This is a genomic window from Novipirellula sp., assembly GCF_041583735.1.
Taxonomy (GTDB): Bacteria; Planctomycetota; Planctomycetia; order Pirellulales; family Pirellulaceae; genus Novipirellula.
This window is the reverse complement of the sequence record NZ_JBFHFD010000659.1, coordinates 1-4826: the sequence shown is the minus strand read 5'-3', so window position 1 is coordinate 4826 and position 4826 is coordinate 1. Positions and strand designations below refer to the sequence as shown.

2 protein-coding genes and 1 pseudogene are annotated in these 4826 nt (G+C 54.6%); 1 reads left to right on the top strand and 2 read right to left on the bottom strand.

Annotated elements, in window-relative coordinates; translation table 11 throughout:
- A pseudogene (locus ABX962_RS30390) lies at nucleotides 1-256 on the top strand (SAM-dependent methyltransferase); the annotation flags it as partial.
- A 259-nt stretch (nucleotides 257-515) separates the two neighbouring features.
- Here the strand turns inward: ABX962_RS30390 and ABX962_RS30385 are convergent.
- The gene (locus ABX962_RS30385; RefSeq protein WP_372725180.1) at nucleotides 516-1478 is read right to left on the bottom strand and encodes an SDR family NAD(P)-dependent oxidoreductase; all 963 of its coding nucleotides are present in this window, start codon (nucleotides 1476-1478) and stop codon (nucleotides 516-518) included.
- Nucleotides 1479-1892: 414 nt separating this feature from the next.
- The gene (locus ABX962_RS30380) at nucleotides 1893-4658 is read right to left on the bottom strand and encodes a DEAD/DEAH box helicase (RefSeq protein WP_372725179.1); all 2766 of its coding nucleotides are present in this window, start codon (nucleotides 4656-4658) and stop codon (nucleotides 1893-1895) included.
- Nucleotides 4659-4826 lie beyond the last annotated feature (168 nt).

Below are 4826 nucleotides of genomic sequence, written 5' to 3'. Positions count from 1 at the left end.
GGTAATTGCGGTGGTCGATTTTTATGTCTCGCGAAAACATGCGGCCAAGAACCAACGGCAACATGGTTGGTTGCGGCGTGCATTTTGGTCGCACTGGTTCGCCGCCGACAACGTGTTTCTAAGCAGCGATCACCTCGCGATGCTCCACCGCCGGTTCACGACCGATCGCTGCGAAGAACGACTTGGCAGGGTCCCGTACCTACCGCTGCTGCGAGCCCCGTATTATCTGTTTCTAGGCCGCAAACCAACCTCGTAGTTTGACCCACTTCGTAGCGAAACTTGTCAAAAGTTTCGTCCGGGCCTCCCCGATTCCCCCGAAAGCCTTGACGGGCTGTTGATTTAGTGACGTTCCGTGCGGCAGGGGTGTATGATGGACTTCCTAGTCCGTCAATGGTGTATTGGACGGACTAGGAAGTCCGTCCTACGACTAAATCAACGAGCCGTCAAAAGTTTCGTCCGGCGCTCTCCGGATTCATCGAAAATCTTGACGACTTCCGCTACGGCGATGATCGCTTCTAGCGTTGTCCCCACTGGCGGACGTTCGGCAGATTTCGATACAACAACCACGTGTAAAAACGTCGAGGCAGCAGACATCGCAACCACGCGAACGCCACCGCATCCACACTGCCATAGACTCGTAGCGGGGGTGATTTAGATCTCGCAATACGAGTCACCTTGCTTGCCACCGAGTCGGGAGTGGCAAGTGCCCGCCCCATCATCTTTGCAATAAATTTTTCCATGTGGTGGTAGTGTTCATGATACGGGTCACTGCAATCACTTGATGCCTTCGCACTCATCACCGTGTAAGGGACTTTCGCGAACGCGTCCGAACGCATGAATCCTGGTTGCACCAGAGTCACGGAAACATTCCAAGGTTTCAATTCGTAGTAGAGTGCTTCGCTGGCACCTTCCAAGGCAAATTTGGATGCCGAGTAGACCGACATCGTCGGCATCGCCATCATCCCACCCACCGACGAGATATTGATGATCTTCCCGGATCGTCTAGCTCGCATCCCGGGCAGCACACAGCGGATTAGTTCCAGTGGCGAACGAAAGTTGATGTTCATCTGATGCAATCGCTCCGGCTCGGTCACATGTTCGACACACGATCGATAGGCCACCCCGGCGTTGTTGACCAGAATGTCGACGCCACCAAGCTTCTTGTCGATCTCTGCGACCAACTCGCATCGCTGGTTTGCATCGGTCACCTCCAATGATCGTATCCAAACCGTCTCGCTCGCATTGATTCCTTGCGTTTCAAAGCGGGCCAACGAGGACTCACGAGCGGTCAGGACGATGTGGTATTGCTGCGGCTCTTGTTCGGCGATCAATCGCCGCGCGAGCGCCAATCCCAGCCCCGCCGACGCTCCAGTGACCAACACGACGCGGCGATGCTTCGCTGGACTTGCAAGAGGATAGCCAGCCGCTTCGGCACTCGCACGAGCTCGCTCCAGCAACATCGCATCAGGCTTGTGCATCCCTTGTTTCCCAGCAGCGTTGATTTATGTCATCTGCTTTGGATGCCAACCGTTTAGCCTTAAAAGCACAACGCGGTGAAACATTTGAAAGGGGGAAAATGACGGCTCTTCCATTTCGTAGCTACGCTCGCCAGAGCGTGGATGATTGCCGCCCAAATACGAATCACCACCTTCTGGCAAAGGTAGCTACGTAAAAATCCTTCCCAGCGTTACCCAAAGCAAATCCACCCAACGCATCTGCTATGCCAACCGACTCAACCAAGCGAGCTGAGAGAAAATAGATTGAGGTTATTGCGTCAAAACACGATCAAAACGCGTCTTCATCAGCGAATCGGTGCGACGAAGTCTCACGCGACATCTGCACAGAAAGCAGGCGTACCGATGTCTTGTTGCCTCAATGACAAGCACCTCGCATTAGGCTTCCAGCAGTCGCGCCAGCGTCATTGCCAAGCCTCGCAGCGCATCGTTGTCCGGCAGACTGATCGTCAATTGCGGACGACCTTGGCTGTCGGTTTCGACACATTCACTCAGTCGCTCGGTCAATCGATCGACCGTTTCGCTTGATGGAGGGGTGTCCCCCGGCTTGTTGATCAATTCCCCGGCCAACGCAAGTGCGGCTCCGACAAGCTGGCCGCTCGCAGCCGAAACTTTTTCGCGTCGCTGACGCAACGCTTCGGTTTCCGCCTCGACCCGTCGCTGTTGGCTCTGGTCCACCGGCGCGGTCAGCGTGGGGCCGATGATTTGCTCAAGCCGCCGTTTCAACTCCTCCATACCACTGAACAATTCGACCGACTCGACATCACTCTGCATATCGAGCGACGCATTGGCCAAGTCCTGCTTGGATGCCAACGTGTCCAACAACTTCTCTTCGATCGTTCCCGTGGTCACCAGTTTGTAAACGTGCACAGGATTCTTTTGCCCCATGCGGTGAGCTCGCGCAATCCGCTGCTCCAACACTGCTGGGTTCCACGGCAAATCGACGTTGATCACGGTGTTGGCACTCTGCAGGTTCAACCCCGTTGAACCGGCGTTGGTCATCAGAATCACCCGGCACTCGGGGTCGTTTTGAAATTGAGCCACAATTGCAGCCCGCTTCTTCTGAGGCACTTTGCCATCGAGCCGTACAAAGTCGCATCCGATTTGATCCAACCGCCGCTCGACGCGATCGAGCATCCGTCGCCATTCGCTGAACAACACAATCTTGCGAGTGGGATCGGCAATCAAGCCGTCAAGCAGCTCGCCGAGTCGTTCTAGCTTGCTGCTGTATTCTTGGTCCTGTTGATCGATCAGGTACGTGCTGTCAGCGACCATCCGGGCCATTGCCAATGCGCGACGCAGACGCAACATGTCGATTTCGGTTAGAAATTTCTTCGCGGTGATTTGGGCAACCACCTTCATGTTGCTGTCGTGAATTTCCAGTTGTTCCGCCGTCGGTTCAATTCGCACGATTTCATCGGTCCGCTCGGGCAACTGTTTTGCGACTTCGGCCCGTGTTCGCCGCAGCAGGATGGGCTGCATCGTTTCGCGAAGCTGATCCAGCCGCTGGTACCCGAGCGTTTTCCCCTTCTCGTCAACAACCCGATGACGATGAAAGAATTGATAGGCGGGTCCAAGACGCTGTTCGTCCACAAATCTCGCGACCGTAAACAACTCGCCAAGATTGTTTTCAAGCGGAGTGCCCGAAAGCACCAATCGATAAGGACTTTGCAGCGTACGAATCATGTTGCTGGTTTTGGACTCCCAGTTTTTGATTCGCTGGCCTTCGTCCAAAATGATCAAATCCCACGGGGTGGATTCCATTGCCGTGAGATCTCGCAACACCTGTTCGTAGTTGCAAATGGTAAAGAAGGCGTTGCTGCGATATTGTTCCGCCCGCTCGGCACCGGTCCCCAGCACAATTTGCACGCTGCGGCCACTGAACCGCTCGATCTCGCTTCGCCATTGACTCTTCAGCGATGCCGGACAAATCACCAGCACACGTTTGATATCGGCCAACTGAGCGAGCAATTCCGCGGTTCCGATCCCTTGAATCGTCTTGCCCAACCCCATGTCGTCGGCCAGGATCGCACGTCCGGCGCCCACGGCGAACGCGATCCCATCGAGTTGGTAAGGCAACAGTTTGGCGTCCAGCAATTCAGTTCGCAGCGAATGCTTGGCGGGATTGCGGCGAATCTCATCACATTGCGATTGCAGATGCTTTTGCACCAATGCACGCTGAAGGTAATCCTCGGCATCGGGGTAAAGATGAACGGGGTGACCAGCGTGTTCGAGCGCCTCAATCCGCCGCATCGCCTCTTGCCCATCACGCAAGGACTGCTCACCGGCTCGATCCACGATTTCTTCGACCGTTGGATCTAGCTTCGACGGCAAATTAAATCGCAAACCAAAATCGTCGCCGTAGTGCAATCGCAAAGACAAATTGTTGCGTTGATAAGGTGTCGCTAACTCCGAGTTTTTGAACCGCCGTGAAATTTTTTCCAGCACATGAAAGACGTGCTTACACGTTCCAAGTGAGTTCGTGCGAAAATCGGGACAAGAGCAATACGATTGGCCTGGCTCGGTCCCACGCAGAGCGACACGATAGGACTTGCCCGACGTTTTGCTGGTGACCACATAGTCGGTCCAAGGTTTTGACGAATCGGTGGTGCGGACCATCATCGGTTCTTCGGCCGCCCGCTGCCGACGTTCGGCCAGGGCACGTTCTCGCAATTCATCATGCGTCAGATTTTCGAGCGGCACCGATTCATCCGGTGGCGCTGCCAGACCAAGGACACTTTTGGCTTCCAACAGATGCGACAAAGCCGCGGCCAGATGGACACACGCGGTTTCGCAATGATCACAATTGGTCTGCAACTGTTTCGAGCGAGCCGATTGCAGTGTCAACATCGCGATTGCACGTCCGCCTGGGACGTCGGAATCATGAAACCGAACGCGATACAGGTCGCCGCCCAGGAAGACATCTTCTTCGGAATCGATTTCGAAGGCCCGGTTGCTTTGGCGGAGCAGTTCGGGGCCTTGTTCACCGAGCAATTGACAGGCTTGGTAGTAGGTCAGCGAGGCAAGTCGCTGATGGAAGGGGTTTCCCTTGGCTTTTTTTCGATTCGCAGGCTTACTTTTTGCGTCCGAGCGGCTGAATTTGGACTTTGATTTCGATCGAGTGGTCTTTGATTGGGTTGCCATATTCCAGCCGTCTCCTTGCCGATGGATACCATGAAAATTGATTTGCATCTAATAGAAAGGCGTCAAAGTGAACCAGCAAGCGACGGCGGGGGTCATGGTAAGATAGGTAACCCAAAAAACCTGTTAGAGGACACTTGGACAAAGCGGCAAGGGAAGCTAAACTCTAAG

Excerpts from the sequence above, each read along its gene's own strand:
- ABX962_RS30385 (WP_372725180.1), bottom strand. The coding sequence starts at position 1,478 with ATGCACAAGCCTGATGCGATGTTGCTGGAGCGAGCTCGTGCGAGTGCC.
- ABX962_RS30380 (WP_372725179.1), bottom strand. The coding sequence starts at position 4,658 with ATGGCAACCCAATCAAAGACCACTCGATCGAAATCAAAGTCCAAATTC.